The 19,623-nt window shown below is 61.7% G+C and carries 19 protein-coding genes; 4 read left to right on the top strand and 15 right to left on the bottom strand.

The annotated features are described in order from the left end of the window. Nucleotides 1-61: 61 nt before the first annotated feature. The 3 genes from AB688_RS11385 to AB688_RS11375 all read right to left on the bottom strand — a co-directional run bounded on the left by AB688_RS11385 (nucleotide 62) and on the right by AB688_RS11375 (nucleotide 2,533). Nucleotides 62-370, bottom strand: a complete 309-nt coding sequence (locus AB688_RS11385) for a hypothetical protein (protein WP_054892376.1) — start codon at nucleotides 368-370, stop codon at nucleotides 62-64. Nucleotides 371-583: 213 nt separating this feature from the next. Next, entirely contained in the window at nucleotides 584-1,018 is a 435-nt protein-coding gene (locus AB688_RS11380) for a DoxX family protein (protein ID WP_054892377.1), read from the bottom strand. A 108-nt stretch (nucleotides 1,019-1,126) separates the two neighbouring features. Beyond that, complete coding sequence (locus AB688_RS11375) at nucleotides 1,127-2,533, bottom strand: transglycosylase SLT domain-containing protein (RefSeq protein WP_063544127.1); 1,407 nt, start codon at nucleotides 2,531-2,533, stop codon at nucleotides 1,127-1,129. A 155-nt stretch (nucleotides 2,534-2,688) separates the two neighbouring features. Between AB688_RS11375 and AB688_RS11370 the strand changes: the two genes are divergently transcribed. From AB688_RS11370 to AB688_RS11360, 3 genes are all read left to right on the top strand, one after another. Continuing rightward, nucleotides 2,689-3,486: a TatD family hydrolase gene (locus AB688_RS11370; protein ID WP_063544126.1), complete on the top strand. Its 798-nt coding sequence runs from the start codon at nucleotides 2,689-2,691 to the stop codon at nucleotides 3,484-3,486. Nucleotides 3,487-3,573: 87 nt separating this feature from the next. Then, nucleotides 3,574-5,052, top strand: a complete 1,479-nt coding sequence (locus AB688_RS11365) for a methyl-accepting chemotaxis protein (protein ID WP_063544120.1) — start codon at nucleotides 3,574-3,576, stop codon at nucleotides 5,050-5,052. 75 nt (nucleotides 5,053-5,127) lie between these two features. Continuing rightward, the gene (locus AB688_RS11360) at nucleotides 5,128-5,496 is read left to right on the top strand and encodes an Mpo1-like protein (RefSeq protein WP_054892381.1); all 369 of its coding nucleotides are present in this window, start codon (nucleotides 5,128-5,130) and stop codon (nucleotides 5,494-5,496) included. 14 nt (nucleotides 5,497-5,510) lie between these two features. Here AB688_RS11360 and AB688_RS11355 read toward each other — a convergent pair whose 3' ends face one another. From AB688_RS11355 to AB688_RS11345, 3 genes are all read right to left on the bottom strand, one after another. Next, nucleotides 5,511-6,308, bottom strand: a complete 798-nt coding sequence (locus tag AB688_RS11355) for an acyl-CoA thioesterase (protein WP_063544118.1) — start codon at nucleotides 6,306-6,308, stop codon at nucleotides 5,511-5,513. A 93-nt stretch (nucleotides 6,309-6,401) separates the two neighbouring features. After that, on the bottom strand, nucleotides 6,402-7,169 hold the full coding sequence (locus tag AB688_RS11350) for a CHAD domain-containing protein (RefSeq protein WP_063544116.1): 768 nt from the start codon (nucleotides 7,167-7,169) through the stop codon (nucleotides 6,402-6,404). 14 nt (nucleotides 7,170-7,183) lie between these two features. Then, nucleotides 7,184-7,462, bottom strand: a complete 279-nt coding sequence (locus AB688_RS11345) for a hypothetical protein (protein WP_063544114.1) — start codon at nucleotides 7,460-7,462, stop codon at nucleotides 7,184-7,186. A 157-nt stretch (nucleotides 7,463-7,619) separates the two neighbouring features. Here AB688_RS11345 and AB688_RS11340 point away from each other — a divergent pair, with 157 nt between their 5' ends. After that, the gene (locus AB688_RS11340) at nucleotides 7,620-8,660 is read left to right on the top strand and encodes a patatin-like phospholipase family protein (RefSeq protein WP_063544112.1); all 1,041 of its coding nucleotides are present in this window, start codon (nucleotides 7,620-7,622) and stop codon (nucleotides 8,658-8,660) included. A gap of 109 nt (nucleotides 8,661-8,769) precedes the next feature. Here the strand turns inward: AB688_RS11340 and AB688_RS11335 are convergent, their stop codons facing one another. The 9 genes from AB688_RS11335 to AB688_RS11295 all read right to left on the bottom strand — a co-directional run bounded on the left by AB688_RS11335 (nucleotide 8,770) and on the right by AB688_RS11295 (nucleotide 19,490). Continuing rightward, nucleotides 8,770-10,641: a SurA N-terminal domain-containing protein gene (locus AB688_RS11335; RefSeq protein WP_063544110.1), complete on the bottom strand. Its 1,872-nt coding sequence runs from the start codon at nucleotides 10,639-10,641 to the stop codon at nucleotides 8,770-8,772. A gap of 184 nt (nucleotides 10,642-10,825) precedes the next feature. Beyond that, on the bottom strand, nucleotides 10,826-11,098 hold the full coding sequence (hupB, locus tag AB688_RS11330; protein ID WP_054892387.1) for a nucleoid-associated protein HU-beta: 273 nt from the start codon (nucleotides 11,096-11,098) through the stop codon (nucleotides 10,826-10,828). Nucleotides 11,099-11,251: 153 nt separating this feature from the next. Continuing rightward, nucleotides 11,252-13,648, bottom strand: a complete 2,397-nt coding sequence (gene lon, locus AB688_RS11325) for an endopeptidase La (RefSeq protein ID WP_054892388.1) — start codon at nucleotides 13,646-13,648, stop codon at nucleotides 11,252-11,254. Nucleotides 13,649-13,803: 155 nt separating this feature from the next. Further along, entirely contained in the window at nucleotides 13,804-15,087 is a 1,284-nt protein-coding gene (gene clpX / locus AB688_RS11320) for an ATP-dependent Clp protease ATP-binding subunit ClpX (RefSeq protein WP_054892389.1), read from the bottom strand. 108 nt (nucleotides 15,088-15,195) lie between these two features. After that, the gene (clpP, locus tag AB688_RS11315; protein ID WP_029613529.1) at nucleotides 15,196-15,837 is read right to left on the bottom strand and encodes an ATP-dependent Clp endopeptidase proteolytic subunit ClpP; all 642 of its coding nucleotides are present in this window, start codon (nucleotides 15,835-15,837) and stop codon (nucleotides 15,196-15,198) included. 91 nt (nucleotides 15,838-15,928) lie between these two features. Beyond that, the gene (gene tig, locus AB688_RS11310; RefSeq protein WP_063544108.1) at nucleotides 15,929-17,242 is read right to left on the bottom strand and encodes a trigger factor; all 1,314 of its coding nucleotides are present in this window, start codon (nucleotides 17,240-17,242) and stop codon (nucleotides 15,929-15,931) included. A 244-nt stretch (nucleotides 17,243-17,486) separates the two neighbouring features. Further along, nucleotides 17,487-17,786, bottom strand: coding sequence for a DUF6388 family protein (locus AB688_RS11305; protein ID WP_063544106.1), 300 nt, complete (start codon nucleotides 17,784-17,786; stop codon nucleotides 17,487-17,489). An 88-nt stretch (nucleotides 17,787-17,874) separates the two neighbouring features. After that, a complete protein-coding gene (locus AB688_RS11300) occupies nucleotides 17,875-18,705 on the bottom strand; it encodes an alpha/beta hydrolase (RefSeq protein ID WP_063544104.1) in 831 nt (276 codons plus the stop codon). Nucleotides 18,706-18,710: 5 nt separating this feature from the next. Then, nucleotides 18,711-19,490: a class I SAM-dependent methyltransferase gene (locus tag AB688_RS11295; protein ID WP_063544102.1), complete on the bottom strand. Its 780-nt coding sequence runs from the start codon at nucleotides 19,488-19,490 to the stop codon at nucleotides 18,711-18,713. Nucleotides 19,491-19,623: the final 133 nt, after the last annotated feature.

Here is a 19,623-nt window from a genome sequence, read left to right as displayed (position 1 = left end):
AGGCGCCTTGGGCCTGCCGGGTTACCGAGCTTAACCAAAAACAGGCGCCGCCACACCTCGCTCAGCGGCGGGTGATCAGGCCCTGGCGTGCAATGCGGGTCAACTGGCCGATGATCTCGCCGGCATCCTCACCGATCGGGGCTTGGATCACAGCCAGGTCAAAGCGGTCGTTGGCGTAATGGGCAAGGTTGCAAGCCGCCTCGGCGAACTGGATGAGGAAGGCACGGGCCTGGCCCTTGCGGCGCGAAAAGCCGTCGAGGTTACGCAGAAGTGTGGGTTGATGCTGGCCACCGAGCAGGATGCGCGGTGTGCGGGATGCCTGGTCAGCAGGCAGTGGGGTCAGGCAAACACTGGTACGTGGGCAACTCATGGTGGTATCTCTGCGCCTCGCGAATCCCGCTGGGCAGCGGTGGGAGGCGTCACCGAACCAGCGCTTTAGCGGTATTTCGGATTGCCCTAGGGCCTCTCCTGCGCCCCGCAAGTAGCTGTTTAAATCGGCGCAAGCGGTATCGTAGAGCGTCGAACGGCAAGCTGCAAGTGGGCGTTCACTTGCAGCTTGCCGCAGGCGGGTTGCAGCGAGATGTCAGCGGGCGATCAGGCGATCCAGCGACAGGCGCCCTGCCCCTTCGACCAGCACCGCCAGCGTGCCGCCCAACAGCGCCAGGGCGAACTCGTAGCCGTTGTTGGACATGAACAGGCCGTTGCCGATGTGCACCGAGAAGATCGCCACCACCAGCGTCACGCTCAGCGCCAGCGCAGCCGGGCGGGCCAGCAGGCCGAGCAGCAGTGCCAGGCCGCCAAAGAACTCCGCGCTGCCCGAGAGCAGGGCCATTAGATAGCCAGGGGCCAGGCCAATGCTCTCCATCCATTGACCGGTGCCTTCCAGGCCATAGCCACCGAACAGGCCGAACAGCTTCTGTGAGCCATGCGCCATGAAGATGATGCCGACCAGGATGCGGATGATGCTGAGGCCGAAACCGGCGCGGGTGACGAACAGGGCGTTGAGGGAGGGATTCATCGGGTGAGCTTCCTTGAAATGTCAGGTTGGAATGGCCGCCATCTTAATCAAATCAGCGAATAAGAAAACCGCAAAAAACCCAACAAAAAAATCGAAAAAGTCGATTTATCAGCGTTTCGCGACCCGCTCCAAGGCGCTGCGCTCCCGGTTGAATGCCAGGAAGTACTTGTTGACGCTGTTGACGAAGTTCACCGGCCCCATCCCCACCTGCTCCATGGCGATGCGCTCGGTCTGGAAAAACCACTGGTTACCGTTGAGGCCACGGCGACGGGCCTCGGCGCGCATTGCCTGGACGCGTTCCGGGCCGAGGTTGTAGGCGGCAAGAATGAAGGCCATGCGCTCACGCTCATTGAGCTGCGGGCTGGAAAAGAACTTGCGTCGGATCAGCGCGAGGTAGCGGGCGCTGGCCTGAACATTGCCGTCGACCGTAGCCGTATTGCTCACGCCCACCCGTTGCGCGGCGGCCGGGGTGATCTGCATCAGCCCATGGGCGCCCCCTGTACCACGGGCCTTGGGATCGAATGTCGACTCCTTGAACGCCAGGGCCGCCAGGTTGAGCCAGTCGATCTGCTGCTCGGCGCCGTGCTTCTGCAACACCGCGCGCAGCGACTCCAGGCGTTGGCGGTCCTGGCGGGCCAGCGGATTGTGCACGCGGTACTGGCGTCGATAGATGCGCTCGAAGGCTGCATCCTGGTTGTCCGGCGCGCGGTAAACGGCAAGGAAGCGGTCCACGCTGGCCAGCAACTGCTCGGCATCCTTGCGCACGTACCAGCGCATGGCCTGAGGCTGGCTCAGGCGCAACTGGGTGTCCAGGCGCAGCTTGGGCATCACCCGGGCCCAGCGCTGTGCGATGGGACGCTCCACCACGGTCAGGTGATAGATGCCGGCCTGAACCATCTCCAGTACATCTTCGACTGCCAAAGTCGGATCGACCCACTCGATCTTCACCAGCGGGCGCTTGCGCAGGGCCAACTGCTGGTTGATCTGCTCGATCACCGCACCGGCAGCGCTGGCGGTGGTCAGGGCAATGGTGCGCCCGGACAGCTGCTCGACCCGGCTGAAGGCTCGCTCACCCTTGCGTCCGACCAGCAACAGCGGCACCTGGTCAAGCACCGGCGCACTGACTCCGACGCCCTGCACCAGCCCCGCATCGAGCAATTCGCCAGGCGCGGCAAGGTCGCCTTCGCCGCGCTGCAGGGCGCCTATCAGTTGTTCCTTGGCGCGCGGGACGATCTGCAGCGTGATTTCCTGACCGTCCGCGACCCGCGCATTGAGAAAATGCTCCAGCGCGCGCAGGCGATAGTACTCGATACCCACCGGTTCGCCCTTGACCTCGCCTGAGCTGTTGCGGCTCTGGTTGACCAGCACCCGCAACACCTTGCTCGCTCGAATCTGCGCAAGGTCGCGACTCTGGCTCGCCGGCACATGCTGCAACGGGCCGGTTTCGCGGGCGATGGCAGGCGCTGCGGCGATCAGCCCGAGCAACAGCAAGGTCGTCAGCAGGGTTCGCAGCATGAAGAAGGGTCCAGAAGCGGTTGGCGAAACCATGCGCCGAGCGGTGCGCATGACAAATGACGGCAAGAGACCATGGCAAACGTTTGAAGTTCTTGGTTTTTCTGCGAACTTGCAGATTTTGCTATGCTGGCCGCCCCGCGGCACGAGGTAGCACCATGCAACTGATCGATATCGGCGTCAACCTGACCAACAGCAGCTTTCACGACCAGCAGGCGGCGATCGTCGAACGCGCCTTGGCCGCCGGCGTGGCGCAGATGGTTTTGACCGGCACCAGCCTTGCCGTCAGCGAAGAGGCCCTGCTGCTATGCCAGCGCCTGGATGAGGCAGGCCAACACCTGTTCAGCACGGCCGGCGTCCACCCTCACGATGCCAGCCATTGGGAAGGCGCGAGCGAACGCACCCTGCGCGATCTGCTGGCTCAGCCGCGGGTGCTTGCCGTGGGTGAATGCGGGTTGGACTTCAACCGTGACTTCTCCCCCCGTCCACAGCAGGAAAAAGCCCTGGAAGCTCAACTGGCCCTGGCCGCCGAACTGCAGTTGCCGGTCTTCCTGCATGAGCGCGATGCCAGCGAGCGGCTATTGGCAATCCTCAGGCACTACCGTGACCAGTTGCCAGCCGCCGTAGTGCATTGCTTCACTGGCGAGCGCCAGGCGCTGTTCGCCTACCTCGACCTGGACCTGCACATCGGCATCACCGGCTGGATCTGTGACGAGCGACGCGGGACGCACCTGCATCCACTGGTAGGCAATATTCCCGAAGGCCGACTGATGCTCGAAAGCGATGCGCCCTACCTGCTGCCGCGCACCCTGCGACCGAAACCGAAGAGCGGACGCAACGAACCGGCGTTCCTGCCTGAAGTACTGCGTGAAGTCGCCTTGCACCGGGGTGAAAGCGTTGAGCACTGCGCCCAGCACACCACGGCCACGGCCAAGGATTTCTTCAAGCTCCCTTGACGCATGTCATGAAGGCTTCGCGCGCGAGCGGACACAATGATGGCACCTTGCCAATAATGTTTCCGCTCAACTCAGAGAAGACCTACCATGGGTGCCTGGCTTAGCAATATTTCCCTGAAGTACAAATTCTGGGCAGTCAATGCGGTGGCCTTCGTCACCACCTTGCTGCTGGTGCTCTACGCGGTCTACCTGGAGCAGCAGGCCCGCGCCGAATCGGCCCAGGCGCATGCCGTCGCCCAGGCCGAACTGCTGGCCACCTGGCCCGCTGCACAACCCTTCCCCCACCTGCCACATATGATCACTTGGCAGGAAGGCCAGACCCCGAGCTTCAAAGGCGAGCCCGTCGAGGCACTGCGTGACGGCCAAGGCTGGGTCGCGTTGCCCGCCGCCTGGCTGTTTGGCGACGATCCGCTGCGCGGCGCCCAGGTGCTGCGCCAGGGCAACCAGCACATTGCCGTGCTGGCGCAATCGCCAAGCCTGCGCCAGGTATTCATCGACCGGTTCAGCAACTACGCGGTGTGCGTACTGATTCTCATGCTGGCGATGCTTTGCGCTTCGCAGCTGCTGATCCGCTTCCTGCTCAGCCAGCTCAACACCCTCAAGGATGTGATGCTGCACGTGGAAAAAACCGGCGACCTGTCGGCGCGCGTGCCGCTGGCCTGTGGCGACGAAGTGGGCCAGATGGCCGGAGCCTTCAATGCCATGCAGACGACCTACCACCGCGTAGTCAGCACCGTGGCCCACACTGCCGCGCAACTGGACTCAGGTGCCGCACGCCTGGCCACGAGCATGGACGAGGTACGCCACGGCATGATCGGCCAGCAGAGCGAGACCGACCAGGCCGCGACAGCGATCAACGAGATGTCCGCCACCGTGCATCACATCGCCCAGCACGCCGGCGCCACCCGTGACCTGTCGCAAAGCGCCGACAGCCTCGCCGGCAGCGGCCAGGAAGTGGTCAGTCGGGTACAGGATTCCATCGCCGGGCTGTCCAGTGGCGTGCAGCAGACTGCCGAGATGATTCGCCAACTGGCCGACGACAGCCAGAAGATCAATGGCGTGGTCAGCGTGATCCACAGCATCGCCGAACAGACCAACCTGCTGGCCCTCAACGCCGCCATCGAAGCCGCACGCGCCGGCGACCTGGGTCGCGGCTTCGCGGTGGTGGCCGACGAAGTACGCAACCTCGCCAAGCGCGTGCAGAACTCCACCAACGAGATCACCACCATGGTGTCCGCGCTTCAGGACGGCACCCGTGATGCCGTGGAGTACATGCAAGAGAGCTCCTACAAGGCCGACGACTGCGTCAAGCAGGCCCGCGAAGCCGGCGATGCGCTGGCCGAAATCACCCGCGCGGTGGCGCAGATGCGCGAGAGCAACACACAGATCGCCGTGGCCGCCGAGCAGCAGAGCCAGGTCGCCGAGGAGATGAACCGGGCAGTGGTGAGCATCCGCGACGTTACCGAAGAAACCGTACAGCAGACCGTTGGATCGGCCACCACCAGCAATGCGTTGGCGACCCTCGCCGGCGAACTGAACAAAGCCATCGGCCAGCTCAAGCTATAGTCCCGATAAACAGCCTCGATTGGCCCCCTGCGGGGGGCCGCACTAAGCTCTGGACATGACCAAGGGGAATTGTCCATGAGCAAACGTCTGCCGAATCTGCCCGCCTGGCAATGGCGCGGCTACCACCATAATCACCGCCACCCGACCAACCTGGTGCTGCACTTGATTGCCGTACCGCTGTTCATCCTAGGTGCCCTGCTGGTGCTTTCGGGCGTGTTCTCGCTCGACATCACCCAGCTTGCCGTAGGCGTGATCGCGCTGATCGCAGGGCTTGCCATGCAGCGCCAGGGCCATCGCCTGGAGGCCGAGCAACCCGAGCCGTTCAGTGATCGACAGGACGCCCTGAAACGTCTGTTGACCGAACAGTTCATCACCTTCCCACGTTTCGTCCTGAGCGGTGGCTGGTGGCGTGCCTGGCGCGAAAGACACAAGCATCGGCCCTGAACACGCGGCAAGGCTCAGGCAAACACCGTCACTGTCTGCCGGCTCAAGGCCAACAGGCGGCCATCCGCCGACCACAAGCGGGCTGCGGCATGCCCATAACCATCACGGGCGTGCTCGGTCTCTACACAGTACTGGTACCAGTCGTGCGTACTGAGCTCCGGCAATGGCTGGACGAACTCGATGGTCCAGGTCAGGGTGCTGCCTGCGGCAGGTTGCTTGAGAAAAGGCATCAGGCTCGGCGGCCAGGCATCGACCAGCGCCAGCAGGTGCGACACTTCGAGCGGCGCCTCCGGGAGGTCGCGCAGACGCACCCAACCGCCCATCTGGCGCGATGCGTTGCCGCTGAAGGGTAGCCCCCCGATCGCCCAGCGCAGCGCCACCTTGCGCATGAATTCAGGCATGACGCCCTTGATGTAGGGCAACTCCGGTGCCGAATCCTCCAGAGCCTTGAACGATGGCGCTGGCTCGGCCTGCACCTCTACCACCGACAGGCGTCCAGCACCGAAGTTGCCCTGCACCAGCGTCACCACCTGCCCATCCTGGATCGCACGCCCTAACAGCGTGCTCACAGCCTTGCCCTCACGCAGCACCTCGGCCTCGAAGCGTATCGGCACATCCGGTGCCGCCGGGCCGACGAAACTGATGGCCAACGAGCGCACTGGCCGCCCATCGCTGATCTTCTGGCACATCGCCTCATAGACCAGCGCCGCCATCAACCCGCCAAACGAAGCGCGGCCCTGGGCCCAGTCTGGTGGGATACTGACCGACGCCGGGTGGCGGCGCACGGCCTCTAGCAGTTCATCGAAATTCATGGAAGTCCTTGGCCTCTATCGACAACGGGGTCAAGGCGCATGGTAACCAGCAGGCTGGCACAGGGCAGCCCGCATATCGGTCATTTACTGGGGTTATCGACGCGACAAGGCTTTGCGCAACGACGCCAAGGTGGCATCGCTGGCACGCTCGGTCTCATGCAACTCGGTTTCCCAAGCCGCCTCGCACGGCGCCAGGTCGGGATGCTCGCGCAACTGCAGCAGCCATTGAACACGATCATGCCAATCGCCCAGGTCCCCTTGCGCCTGCTTGAGCAGCCTCTGAAGCTTCTTCCCTGCATGGCGCAACTGCGGGTAGGCCTCATCGCCGTAGCGCACCCGCTTGATCAACAGACGCAAGCGATGCCGGTCATGGGCCGGATCGTCGATGGCCGCCTCCAGCTTGCGCCATTGCTTGCGCAGGCGTTTGTCGATGCGCGTGCCCAAGTCATTCGCCAGGCCTTCGCGTTGCGAAGCACGCAGGAACAGGGGGAATGAATCCAGTATCGCCAGCAGCCGGGTCAACTGCGGGCTGGCAGCGACGCTGGCGAAAGCTGCCGCCCTGCCCTGCAGGCGCCGCTGCCCGGCCTGCACGTACCCAGCAGAGATCAACTGATCGGCCAGCACCTCACGGTCGCGCAGAGGCGTGGTGAGCGTGCCCAGCGATTTCGCTGCATCCTCCAACTGTTCGACACCCGGCAGCGCGCGCAAGGGTCGCAGCAGACTGCGCAGGCGCCTGACACTGGTGCGCAGGTCGTGCAGGGCTTCGCTGTCGGTATCGGCGGCCAGGCGTTCCCGGCAGGCCAGTAGACGCACCTGCAGGGCCAGGACCTGAGCGACTACATGATCGAGCATCGCGGGCATATCAGCCTCCTCGGTCAACGGCCTGCACGGGACTCACGGATATAGAAACGTGCCCGCTCGGCTTTGCTGCTGCACCCCTCGAACGCCTCGAACTGCTGCTGGGTCTTGGCTCCAGTCAGCAATGACAGCGCCTTGGAGTAGCTCACGGTACCGGCAAACCCTTCGGCCTTGGCGAGGTCGAGTTCCTTCCAGGCCGCATCCAACTGAGTCGCGCAACTGTCGCGATAGGCCGTCTTGCCCGCACAGCCAGCAAGGGTCAGGGCAATCAGGGGAAGGCAGATCCAGGCTTTCATCGGGCATTACCTCAAGAAGGACAAAACAGTCGCTGTTCGACGGCCGGCAACGTGAAAAGTGCCATGCTCAGCGTAGCCCAGCGCGCAACGACATTGAAGCACCGGCACCAATGGGTGCATTGTTGGAATACGCGCGAAATGCCTTGGGGGAAAAAGTATGAGCAAGCGTGTCGCACTGGTGCTCGGTTCGGGCGGTGCCCGGGGATATGCGCACATCGGCGTGATCGAGGAGATCGAGCGTCGCGGCTACGAAATCGCCTGCATCGCCGGTTGCTCGATGGGCGCGGTGATTGGTGGCATCTATGCCGCCGGCAAGCTCGACGAATACCGTCGCTGGATAGAAAGCCTGGACTACCTCGACGTGCTGCGCCTGGTGGATGTGAGCTTTCGCCTGGGCGCCATTCGGGGTGACAAGGTATTTGGACAAATCCGCAAGATCGTCGGCGAGATCAACATCGAACAATTGCGAATTCCCTATACCGCCGTCTCCACCGACCTGACCAACCAGCAGGAAATCTGGTTCCAGGAAGGCTGCCTGCACCAGGCCATGCGCGCCTCGGCGGCGATTCCCAGCCTGTTCACGCCCGTCATGCAGGGCAACCGCATGCTGGTCGATGGCGGTATTCTCAATCCATTGCCGATCGTGCCGGTGGTGTCCAGTCACTGCGACCTGATCATCGCGGTCAACCTCAACGCCACCAATCAGAAGCAGTACCAGTTGCCGGTGATCGAACGCCCGGCGGCGTTCAGGATGCGATTCGAATCGGTGATCAGTTCGCTGGGGTCGCGCATGCCGTTTCGCCGCAAGCCGGCCGAGCAGCTGATGCGCATCGAGCAGGAAATCGTCGCCGAACGCATGAGCCAGACAAACCCGTGGCTGAGCGACCCCGCCGACCCGGAAAGCCAGCAACCGGCAGCGGCCCCGGAACGCGAAGGCGCCCCCAAGTCGGCGACCGGTTCGTTCATCATCGATAACGTCGGACCTGCATCGCTACTCGACCTGATCAACCAGAGCTTCGAGGTGATGCAGACCTCGCTGGCACAGTACAAGATCGCCGGGTATCCGCCGGATGTACTGATCAACGTGCCGAAGCGGGTATGCCGGTTCTTCGAGTTCTACAAGGCGCCGGAGCTGATCGCACTGGGGCGTGAGATTGCGCGGGATACCCTGGACAGTCATGAGGGGGAGCAGCGCTAGGCAGGAGTATCGGCGCTGACTTTTTCGCGGGCCTGACCGCGAAAATACCTGGAGATGCCGAAAACGAAACAGGCCGCTTAAGCGGCCTGTTTCGTCACGACAACAGCACTCAGTAACGGGTGATGTCGGCGCTGGCTTCCAGTTGCTTGCGGAAGGCAGCGAAGTCCTGCTGGCCGGCGCGCGAAGCGAGGTAGCGACGAATCTGCACCTTCTCCTCGTCGGAGGCGGCAGCACCTTCGTTGACACCCTTGAGCTGCAACACTACCAGGCTACCGTCACCCAGGACGACACTGCCGTAGACCGGCTTGTCCTTGGACTCAGGCTTGGCCATGCGGAACGCGGCCTGCAGTTCGGCTGGGTCGATGCCTTCCTGGTTGCGGGTCACCGCCTCCTGCACCTTCCACTTCTGCCCTTCCTGGTCGGCGCCCTTGGCGATCGAACCATCACGCAGGCCGGCAATCAGCTTGTCCGCCTTGGCCTTGAGCTCGGCGGTCGCCTTCTCCTTGGCCAGGTGTTCGCTGATGTTCTTCGACACAGCTTCCAGCGCCAGTTGCTCCGGCTTGCGGTGCTCTTTCACACGCAGCACCACCACAGTCTCCGGGTCCAGCTCCAGGGCACTGCTGTTGGCGCCTTCGTCCATCACCTCTTCACTGAACGCAGCCTGGATCACCGAACGGTTGGCAGTGATGCCCTCGCCGCCTTCACGGCCGAACGGTGCCGAGGTCTGTACCTTCAAGCCCAATTCCTGAGCAGGCTGCGCCAGGTCGGAGGCTTCGAAGGCCGAGTCTTCCAGTTGCTTGGTGACTTCAACGAACTTCTGCTCGACCTGCTGGGTTTTCAGCTCGTGGGTCAGCTTGTCCTTCAGGCTGGCGAAGGTAGGCACTTCAGGCGCCTCGACGCCCAGCAGCTTGATCAGGTGGTAGCCGTACTCGGTGCGAACCGGTGCCGACACCTGGTCCTTGTTCAACTTGTACAGGGCATCCTCGAAGGCCGGGTCATAGACACCCGGACCTGCAAAGCCGAGGTCACCGCCATTGGCCGCCGAGCCCGGATCCTGGGAGAACTCCTTGGCCAACTTGGCGAAGTCTTCACCCTTGGACAGGCGCTGCTGGATCTCTTCGATGCGGGCCTTGGCCTGGGCATCATCGGTCTTGTCGTTGACTTCGACCAGGATGTGCGCAGCACGGCGCTGTTCCGCGAGGTTGGCGATTTCCTTTTCGTACAGCGCCTTGAGCTCGTCTTCGTTGACCGAAACCTGGTCGAAGAACGCAGCTTTCTTCAGCTCGATGTAATCGATGACCACCTGATCAGGGGTCATGAATCCCTTGGCGTGCTGATCGTAATGCGCCTTGATCTCTTCATCGCTCACCTTGACTGCGGCCGGGTTGGCCTTGAAGGTCAGCGAAGCGAAATCGCGGGTCTGGTTTTCCAGACGGGCGAAGGCGTCGACTTGTTTGTCGGTAACGAAGCTGCTGCCTGCCAGGCCGGTACGCAGCTGGCCGATGAGCATTTCCTGGGCGAGCATTTCGCGGAACTGCATGCGGCCGTAGCCCATCTGGCGGATGACGGCGTCGAAGCGCTCGGCGCTGAACTTGCCATCGACCTGGAACTCAGGCGTCTGCAGGATCAACTGATCCAGTGCCGCCTCGGAGAAAGAGAACTTGGCGTCTTCGGCACCCTGCAACAGCAGCTTGCGGTCGATCAGCCCCTTGAGTGCCGCCTCACGCAGCATCTTCTCGTCCAGCATCGCCGGATCGAAATCCTTGCCCAGCTGTTGCATCAGCTGGCGGCGCTGCATGTCGACGGCCTGGCTCAGCTCGTTCTGGCTGATGGTCTGGCCATTGACCTTGGCGGCATCCTGGCTGTGGCTGGCGGCCTGGAAGATGGCCTCGAAACCGGTCAGTGCCATCAGCACGACGATGAGGCCAATGATGGTCTTGGCAATCCAACCCTGTGAATTGTCCCTGATATTCTGCAGCATGCGTCCCCCAGAAACGGTCGTACCACTGCATCGACAACCGCGGAGAGTGGGTAGAATCCTGATAAAAGAAAGGCGCATCCGAGGATGCGCCTTTTCTTAGCAAACGTGGCAGGCGGGAACGTTTGCGGCCCCCGCCGCTACGTGCTCGGACCTGGCCAGGCCGGGTCCGGCTGAAAGAGACGACTTAGTTGACGGCGTCTTTCAGGCCTTTGCCAGCTTTGAAGCCTGGAACCTTGGCGGCAGCGATCTTGATCGCCTTGCCGGTTTGCGGGTTACGGCCGGTGCGCTCAGCGCGCTCCTTGACGGAGAAGGTACCAAAGCCAACCAGAACGACGTCGTCGCCTGCTTTCAGGGCACCGGTTACGGAGTCAATTACTGCGTCCAGCGCGCGGCCGGCTACAGCTTTCGGGATGTCAGCAGAAGCGGCGATAGCGTCAATCAGTTCCGACTTGTTCACTCTAAGTCCCCTTATATCTCTATTGAGTTTGTTTCTAAGTATGTAATGAAAAGCTTATGAAACGATCATTGGGTGGCCTGTTGACACTGGCGTGCCGCTTTATAGCAAGGGCCCGAAAAAGCTGTCAACCGAAGGCCCCCAATGAGATACGAACTAGTGCGTGCTAATTCTTTCCTTAGCATCGCTGTCGCGCTTCTCTTCTTTCGCGACAATCTCCGGAGCCACATCTGGCAAGGGCTCCGGGGCGTATTGCAGCGCAATTTGCAGGACCTCGTCAATCCATTTAACCGGTTTGATTTGCAGATCCTGTTTTATATTTTCAGGAATCTCCTTCAGGTCACGCACATTTTCCTCGGGAATGATGACTGTCTTGATCCCGCCGCGGTGCGCCGCAAGCAGTTTTTCCTTCAGCCCGCCGATGGCAAGCACCTGACCGCGCAGGGTGATTTCACCGGTCATCGCCACGTCGGCACGCACCGGAATCTGGGTCAGCGCCGAGACCAGTGCAGTGCACATGCCGATACCGGCACTCGGGCCATCCTTGGGCGTAGCGCCCTCGGGCATGTGGATGTGCACGTCGTGCTTCTCGTGGAAATCGGCAGCGATACCCAGGCTGCGGGCGCGGCTGCGTACCACGGTCTGTGCGGCAGTGATCGATTCGACCATGACATCGCCGAGCGAGCCGGTCTTGATCAACTGCCCCTTGCCCGGAATCACGACCGCCTCGATGGTCAGCAGCTCACCGCCGACCTGGGTCCAGGCAAGGCCTGTGACCTGGCCGATCTGGTCCTGGGTTTCGGCCAGACCATAACGGAACTTGCGCACACCCAGCAGGTGCTCGAGCTGGTCGCCGGTAACCTTGACTTTCACCTGCTTGTTGCCGGCATGCTCCTTGACCACCTTGCGGCAGACCTTGGCAATCTGGCGCTCCAGACCACGCACACCGGCTTCTCGGGTGTAGTAGCGGATGATGTCGCGGATCGCGGCGACGTCGACCTCCAGCTCTTCCTTCTTGAGGCCGTTGGCCTTGACCTGCTTGGGCACCAGGTACTTGACCGCAATGTTGACCTTCTCGTCCTCGGTGTAGCCGGGCAGACGAATGATCTCCATCCGGTCCAGCAACGCTGGCGGAATGTTCATCGAGTTGGAGGTGCACAGGAACATCACGTCCGAGAGGTCGTAGTCGACTTCCAGGTAGTGATCGTTGAAGTTGTGATTCTGCTCCGGATCGAGCACCTCGAGCAGTGCCGAGGCCGGATCGCCGCGCATGTCGCTGCCCATCTTGTCGATCTCGTCGAGCAGGAACAGCGGGTTGCGCACCCCGACCTTGGTCATCTTCTGAATCAGGCGACCCGGCATCGAGCCGATGTAGGTACGGCGGTGACCACGGATCTCGGCCTCGTCACGCACACCACCCAAGGCCATGCGCACGAACTTGCGATTGGTGGCCGCCGCGATCGACTCGGCCAGCGATGTCTTGCCCACGCCGGGCGGCCCGACGAGGCACAGGACGGGGCCACGGATCTTCTTCACGCGCTTCTGGACCGCGAGGTACTCGAGGATACGCTCCTTCACCTCTTCCAGGCCGTAGTGGTCCGAATCGAGGATCTCTTCGGCCTTGGCCAGATCCAGACGCACCTTGCTCTGGGCTTTCCAGGGCACCTGCACCAGCCAGTCGAGGTAAGAGCGCACCACCGTGGCCTCGGCGGACATCGGCGACATCTGCTTGAGCTTGTTCAGCTCGGCCTGGGCCTTGGTGAGGGCATCCTTGGGCAGGCCAGCAGCATCGATACGCTTTTTCAGCTCCTCGACTTCGTTGTGGCCTTCGTCGCCGTCGCCGAGCTCCTTCTGAATGGCCTTCATCTGCTCATTCAGGTAGTACTCGCGCTGGCTGCGCTCCATCTGCTTCTTGACCCGGCCACGGATGCGCTTCTCGACCTGCAGCAAGTCGATTTCGGCGTCCAGCAGCGCCAGTACGTGCTCGACACGGGCAGACAGGTCGATGATCTCGAGGATTTCCTGCTTCTGCTCGATCTTCAGCGCCATGTGCGCGGCCATGGTATCGACCAGGCGCCCCGGCTCTTCGATGCTGTTGAGCGAGGACAGCACTTCGGCAGGCACTTTCTTGCCCAGCTGAACGTACTGCTCGAACTGCGACAGCAGGCTGCGCACGAACACTTCGGACTCGCGCTCGGCCGCCTCGACCTCGTCGATCAGGCTGACTTCGGCGCGAACGTGGCCTTCGACCTCGGTGAAGCGCTCGACCGCACCGCGCTGCTCGCCTTCGACCAGCACCTTGACGGTGCCATCAGGCAGCTTGAGCAGTTGCAGGACGGTAGCGATGGTGCCGACGCGATACAGGGCATCTTCGCCCGGATCATCGTCGGCTGGATTCTTCTGGGCCAGCAGGAGGATCTGCTTTTCGCCCGTCATTGCGGCCTCTAGGGCTTCGATGGACTTCTCGCGTCCCACGAACAGCGGGATAACCATGTGCGGATAGACGACGACATCGCGCAATGGCAAAAGAGGCAAGTCGAGGGTGGTCTTCATGATTTCGCCTCTACAGCGGCCTTGTGGCCGGAAACCGGTGGAAATAGTGCTTGGAGCTAATGTGGGGGCAGGTCCGCAAAAATACAAGCGCTGGCGCCAGAAAAGCAGAAAGGGGCCCGCGGCCCCTTTCTGCTTCAACGTGTCAGGCGTGCGACTCAGGCGTCAGGCACGGCCTTGGCTTGCGGCTCGCTGTTCTCGTAGATCAGCAGCGGCTGCGAAGTACCGTCGATGACGCTCTCGTCGATCACCACCTTGCTGACATCCTTCTGCGAAGGAATCTCGTACATGGTGTCGAGCAGCACGCCTTCGAGGATCGAACGCAGGCCACGGGCGCCGGTCTTGCGCTCCAGAGCCTTGCGAGCAACGGCCTTGAGCGCGTCGCTGCGGAACTCGAGGTCCACGCTTTCCATCTCGAACAGCCTGGCGTATTGCTTGGTCAGGGCGTTCTTCGGCTCGGTGAGAATCTGCATCAACGCAGCTTCGTCCAGCTCGTCGAGCGTGGCCAGAACCGGCAAGCGACCGACGAATTCCGGAATCAGGCCAAACTTGACCAGATCGTCCGGCTCGACTTCGCGCAGCGACTCACCCACCTTCTTGCCTTCCTGCTTGCTGCGCACTTCCGCGCCGAAACCGATACCACCTTTGGTGGAGCGGTTCTGGATGACCTTCTCGAGACCCGAGAATGCGCCACCGCAGATGAACAGGATGTTACGCGTGTCGACCTGCAGGAACTCCTGCTGCGGGTGCTTGCGGCCACCCTGGGGCGGCACGGAAGCCACGGTGCCCTCGATCAGCTTCAGCAATGCCTGCTGCACGCCCTCGCCCGAGACGTCACGGGTGATGGACGGGTTGTCCGACTTGCGCGAGATCTTGTCGATCTCGTCGATGTAGACGATGCCCATCTGGGCCTTTTCCACATCGTAGTCGCACTTCTGCAACAGCTTCTGAATGATGTTCTCGACGTCCTCACCCACATAACCGGCTTCGGTCAGGGTGGTGGCGTCGGCAATGGTGAACGGCACGTTCAACAGGCGCGCGAGGGTTTCGGCGAGCAGGGTCTTGCCCGAGCCGGTAGGCCCGATCAGGAGGATGTTGCTCTTGCCGAGTTCGACCTCGTCGCCCTTCTTGTCACGCTGGTTCAGGCGCTTGTAGTGGTTGTACACCGCTACGGCAAGCACCTTCTTGGCGCGCTCCTGACCAATGACGTACTGGTCCAGGATACCGCTGATTTCTTTCGGCGAAGGTAGTTTGTGCGCGTTGCTCTCGGCCTGGGCTTCCTGCACCTCCTCTCGGATGATGTCGTTGCACAGGTCGACGCACTCGTCGCAGATAAATACCGAGGGCCCGGCAATCAATTTGCGCACTTCGTGCTGGCTTTTGCCGCAGAAGGAGCAATAGAGCAATTTGCCGTTGTCCTCGCCGTTACGGGTGTCAGTCATTCGATCGATCCAATCCGGTAGGCTTGCAACACAAGATGAAGGCAATTGCGGGCTTTTTCAAGTCCGCAGGCGGGCCCTTTCGGCGCCCGCCCGCTCTGGCGCCTGGGCTCAGGATACCAGTTGCCGCTTGTCGTAGACCGAGTCGACCAGGCCGTACTCGGCCGCGCGCGAGGCGCTCATGAAGTTGTCACGCTCGGTGTCGCGCTTGATGGTCTCGAGGTCCTGGCCGGTGTGGAAGGCCAGCAGCTCGTTCAGGCGCGCCTTGATGCTGAGGATTTCCTGGGCATGGATCTCGATGTCGGTCGCCTGGCCCTGGAAGCCGCCCAGCGGCTGGTGAATCATCACGCGCGAGTTCGGCAGGCAGTGACGCTTGCCTGCCGCACCGGCTGCCAGCAGGAAGGCGCCCATGCTGCAGGCCTGGCCGATGCAGATGGTGGAGACGTCCGGCTTGATGAATTGCATGGTGTCGTAGATCGACATGCCTGCGGTGACCGAGCCACCCGGCGAGTTGATGTACAGATGGATATCCTTGTCCGGGTTTTCCGCTTCAAGGAACAGCAGCTGCGCCACAACCAGGTTGGCCATGTAGTCCTCTACAGGACCCACCAGGAAGATCACACGCTCCTTCAACAGGCGCGAGTAGATGTCGTAGGCACGTTCGCCACGGGCGGACTGCTCGATAACCATCGGGACCAGACCGCCTGCGGCCTGGATGTCAGAGCTCTGCTGAATATAAGAATTGCGGGACATGTCCTGCACTCACTCCCAAATAGTCATGGCTTTAATAACGCACAAGCCAGCCCGAAGGCTGGCTTGTGGGGTTTCCTACGAGAGTAGCAAATCACTCAGCTTCGGCAGGAGCCTGTGCTGGCTTGACAGCCTCTTCGTACGAGACCGACTTGTCGGTCACAGTCGCTTTCTGCAGGACAGTATCTACAACTTGCTCTTCCAGCACAACCGAACGGACTTCGTTCAGTTGCTGGTCGTTCTTGTAGTACCAGTTGATGACCTGCTCAGGCTCCTGGTAAGCGGAAGCCATTTCCTCGATCATCTCGCGAACCTTGGCATCGTCCGGCTTCAGCTCGAACTGCTTGACCACCTCGGCGACGATCAGGCCCAGGACCACACGGCGCTTGGCTTGCTCTTCGAACAGCTCGGCCGGCAGTTGCTCAGGCTTGATGTTGCCACCGAACTGCTGGACAGCCTGCACGCGCAGACGGTTGACTTCGTTTTCCAGCAGGGCTTTCGGCACGTCTACCGGGTTGGCGGCCAGCAGACCGTCCATGACCTGGTTCTTGACCTTGGCCTTGATGGCCTGGCGCAGTTCACGCTCCATGTTCTTGCGAACTTCGGTACGGAAGCCTTCCAGGGTGGATTCCTTGATGCCGAACTGGGCGAAGAAGGCTTCGTTCAGCTCTGGCAGCACAGGTGCGGAAACGCTGTTGACAGTGATGGTGAACTCGGCGGCCTTGTTGGCCAGATCCAGGTTCTGGTAGTCCTCGGGGAAGGTCACGTTGACGACGCGCTCTTCACCGGCCTTGGCGCCAACCAGGCCATCTTCGAAGCCCGGGATCATGCGGCCGGAACCCAGTACCAGCTGGGTGCCCTTGGCCGAACCACCGGCGAAGGCCTCACCGTCGATCTTGCCGACGAAGTCGATGTTGACCTGGTCGTCTTTCTCGGCAGCGCGCTCGACGGCCTCGAAACGGACGTTCTGCTTGCGCAGCACTTCCAGCATGTTGTCCAGGTCGGCGTCAGCGACGTCGGCGTTCAGGCGCTCGACGTTGATCGACTCGAAGCCGGCAACAGTGAATTCAGGGAAGACTTCGAAGACGGCGACGAACTCGAGGTCCTTGCCTTTCTCGAACGACTTAGGCTCGACAGCCGGGGCGCCAGCCGGGTTCAGCTTCTGCTCGACCACGGCTTCATAGAAGGAGGCCTGGACCAGGTCACCGAAGGCTTCCTGGCGGGCAGCGTCTTCGTAACGCTGACGGATAACGCTCATTGGCACCTTGCCTGGACGGAAGCCCGGGACCTTGGCGCGACGGGCAGTCTGTTGCAGACGCTTGTTGACTTCGTTCTCGACGCGCTCGGCCGGAACGGCGATGGTCATGCGGCGCTCGAGAGCGGAAGTGTTTTCAACAGAAACTTGCATGGATATTCCTCGTTGCACAGACGTTAGCCGGCGATAGCCCGACTCCAGAATCAAGGGCGAATATTCTAGTGACTCACGCACCAGAAGTCACCCCACTCGGGACGACGGACAACCACGCCGGTCGATTTCGTTTACAGGCCAGCGCAAAAACGCGCCAGGCCTCGTTACTCAAGGGCTGCGCGCCATCTTTGAGGGCGCATTCCGAAAAAACCTGTCAAACAGTTACAACTGCAGAATCGGCCCGTTAATGCGGGTCGATTTCATTGAACTGGCAATATTCTTCCCACGACATACCCAACGCCTCGGCCACCTCGCGGTGAGTCTCCAGGCGCATGGCCTGCAATTGCTCCGGGTTTTCGGCGATCAACTGCAGGGCAAGCTCCCAGGGCTCGATACCCTGCTCCTGAGCCGCATCCTCGAACGCCCACTCGACCTGCTGGGCCTGCTCGCGCGCGTCAAGCTCGCGGATCTCCTCGAGCAATTGCGGGTTGGCTTCGCGAAAGCGCTGCAGCGCCAACGCCTGGCGCGCTTCTTTGGCAATCATCGGTATTTCCCCTGCCGGTCACCGACCGGTGTTTCAACCGGCTGAAATCTATCAGCTTTTATAGCGTTGCCACCAGAGGGCAAGCCCCTCAATCCTTCCGCTCGACAGGTGCACACGCCAGCGACCGCTGCCGCCAGCTCGGCCAGGCCTGTTGCCAACCCCGCTCATGCGTCACACCCGGCAGGGAAACCAGCTCGAGGCAACGCGCCTCGCCCAACTGCCGAGCATAAAACGCCGCAACGTCAGCAGGCACCTGGCGATCCTCGGCACCCAGCAGATGGCGCTGGGGAATACGCGCCAGGCGCTCCCGATACTGTAAAGGCTCGAGCGAACCTTCCAGCGGCGTCAGCTCAAGCATTCGCGCCCATTCGGCCGGACTCAGATTGCCGGCCAGCGTCTGGACCTGCCACACATCCTCACGCCGCCCCGCCAGCAACAAGACAAGCGCTCCGCCGCCGGAGTAGCCCACCAGCTCGAAGCCCTGATTGCCATAACGCGCTTTCAGCCGGTCGAGCGCTTGACCAAGACTGTCCAGCACCTCAGGGGAGAAGCGCCGACTGGTCCACAGCGCCGGCGTGCATCCAGGGACGCTGACGAACTGACAGGGCCTGGCCATATATAAGGAAGGTGTCGGATCCTGCATCGCCAGGTCGACCACCAGAGTCTGCCGCGGCGTAGGGTCCAGACTCGGCTGCGAGGGCGTGACCCAGGCATGGCCATCACCCTCCAGATAAACCCGCAGCACGTTGGCGGTAGGCATCTGCGCGGGCGCCACGACCAGCAGTGGAAAGCTTTCCAGCGCCAGCACCTGCACCTCACGACCGTACTCGGCAGCCCTGTGCTCCAGCGCTTCGCGCGGCGACTGGCATGCTGCGAGCACAAGAGCACCCACAACAGCCAGTACACCCCTGCCCCACATCGAAATCAGACGAAGCTGAGGTTGTGACGCTGGGCGCCATAGACCACACGAGCAGCGGTGATCAGTTGGTGAGGGATCTCGACGTAAGGTACGTCGGAGTTGCTCAGCGCCATGTCGAACAGCTGCACCAGCACGGAATTGCGGCGCACCAGGATCACATCAGACCAATCGGTATTGGTCATCGCCACCGGAATGAAGTCCGAACGCTTCATGAAGCTGCCGAGCGCTTCGAGCACACCCAGGTTCTGCTTGGTGCCATTGTCACTGAAGCAGCAGTCGTTGAGCATCATGATGCCGTCCGGACCAAGCAGCTCCTGGTAATACATCATGTCGCGCAGGACGTACTCGTACTGGTGGTTGGCATCCACGTAGACGAAATCGAACTGCTCGATGCCGGTCTGCTCACGGATCTTGTCGATCGCACCGATGGTTTCGGAGCGAATTACCGTGACCTCGGGCATGTCGACGAACTTTGATACACACTCCTGGTACAAGCGGTCCCAGGTCGCATCGTCGTGCAGCGAGCCACCATAGTAGTACTCGTAGTCGTCCACCGGAGAGACCCAAGGCGGCAACTGATCGAATGGACTGTAAGCCTTGTTCGCCTCCTTGCTCCAGCTGTCGGCCAGCACCATGCGCTCTGGCGCCAGTGCTGCGCGCAGCTTGAGGGCGTTCTCGCCGCGCAGCACACCGAGCTCGGCAACCACCGGGCGTTTTTCCAGCGCATTGAAAACCGCGCCGACCACGTAATACAGACTTTCCCTATGCGTGCTGCAGACTTTCATGTTCGTTCCTTTTATTCGCGGAATCGCATCAACGCCAAACGCCAAGCAAGAATCCGACCAGCCGCCAACACCGAGGCACAACCCGCATGAACACTGGACTGGGAGGTGATGCCGAATGATGAACACAAAAAAT

The sequence above is a fragment of the Pseudomonas putida genome (assembly GCF_001636055.1).
Taxonomy (GTDB): domain Bacteria; phylum Pseudomonadota; class Gammaproteobacteria; order Pseudomonadales; family Pseudomonadaceae; genus Aquipseudomonas; species Aquipseudomonas machongensis.
This window is presented reverse-complemented; position numbering and strand designations above follow the sequence as displayed.